3 protein-coding genes are annotated in these 1,437 nt (G+C 25.4%); all 3 read right to left on the bottom strand.

All coding sequences use genetic code 11. The annotated features are described in order from the left end of the window. Positions 1-347, bottom strand: a 347-nt coding sequence (locus U880_RS09805; RefSeq protein ID WP_038358731.1) for an anti-CBASS protein Acb1 family protein, incomplete at its 3' end; no start/stop codon positions are given. 167 nt (positions 348-514) lie between these two features. Beyond that, positions 515-1,099 (bottom strand): Bdr family repetitive protein, encoded by a 585-nt coding sequence (gene bdr, locus U880_RS11655; protein ID WP_038358729.1) that lies wholly within the window; start codon positions 1,097-1,099, stop codon positions 515-517. 41 nt (positions 1,100-1,140) lie between these two features. Beyond that, on the bottom strand, positions 1,141-1,437 hold a 297-nt coding region (locus tag U880_RS09800; protein WP_456061755.1), incomplete at its 5' end, for a phage terminase large subunit family protein.

Here is a 1,437-nt window from a genome sequence, read left to right as displayed (position 1 = left end):
CTACTTTCTGGTCCAATGTCATGTACTTTAGAATAATCTAAATACATAAATCCAATTGGTAATTCATTATTTACTTCTACATCTAAATCAAAAAACTGATCGGCTGTCTTTACTAAAATGTATCCAACACCATTAAATCGACAACTAATAATGCATTGTAATAATGCTGCTTTTAATTCTATTTTTAAACTACCCAAAGCACCATCAACATCTAACGATGTGCTTGATACACTATCTAATGTTATTCCGTTCTTTAAACAATCTTTCGCTACATTATCTATGTAGTTCCTAAAAAATATTGAATATTTATATAAATCTCTTACATTTAATCTAAAATTTAATTTCATATCTTTTTTGTTATATTTCTTTTAATCTTATACCACACAAATATAATACACTTTATTATTTTTGCTAACTTTTTTATAATTTTTTGTTACTTTTTTTATAAGCTTATTTAAGTTTATGAAGGATAACTTTTACTTATTTAAATTTACTTTATCTTTAATTAACATCTTTATTTAAATATCAGCGTTAATAAAATTCCTACAGCTAGGGTAATAATGGTCCCAAACATCCATGCATGTAATTTTAATGTTCCTTTAACCTCTGATGCAAATTTATCTATCTTAGTATCAAGTTCCATTTTGTTCAGTTCAATATCTTTTCTAACAATATCAATCTTATTATCAAGTTCTTTAATATCTGATTTTAAGTTATTTTCAATAATATCTATTTTGTTGTCAAGTTCTGTAAATTTAGTATCTATCTTATTGTCAAGTTCTGTAAATTTAGTATCTATTTTGTTATTTAAGTTATTTTCAACAGTATCTATTTTGTTATCAAGTTCTGTAAATTTAGTATCTATTTTAGTATCAAGGACATCTTTGACTTTTTCAATATCAGATCTTAAGCCACGTTCTAATATTTCCAGCCTAAGATTAAAATTACTTTCTAAATATTGAAGATCTTTAATAGTAAGTTCATTTTTATAGTATCTATAAGATAAATCGTCCGCAATCTCTCTATTAATACCAGCTTTTACAAGCTCATTGAATACCATCTGCCTCGTAATTACAGGTTCCATTTGCATATACTCCATAAAGAATCTCCTTATGTAATTATTATACAATAATTTATAAGCTAAATGAAAGTAAATTTAGTAAAATGTTGACTTCTATCACGATAATTTAAAGACATAATTAAATATGCAGCTGATAATGCATCAAGAGCATCATCATGAACTTTGCCATCTCCATTATATGAATAAATATCACTAAATACAGAACGACTACTATAATCTAATAAATGCATCTTGTTATAACTAAATGGTGTTAATAAAGAAACAATTCTTGCATGTTTATTTGTTTTTGGTCTTGTTGGTGCAATTCTAAAGTAATTTTCCATATTATCTCGAAGTCTAACATATTCACGTGTCAA

The organism is Borrelia hispanica CRI (assembly GCF_000500065.1).
GTDB lineage: Bacteria > Spirochaetota > Spirochaetia > Borreliales > Borreliaceae > Borrelia > Borrelia hispanica.
This window is presented reverse-complemented; position numbering and strand designations above follow the sequence as displayed.

Bases quoted from the DNA above. Each gene is read 5' to 3' on its own strand.
- bdr (WP_038358729.1), bottom strand. From the start codon at position 1,099: ATGGAGTATATGCAAATGGAACCTGTAATTACGAGGCAGATGGTATTC.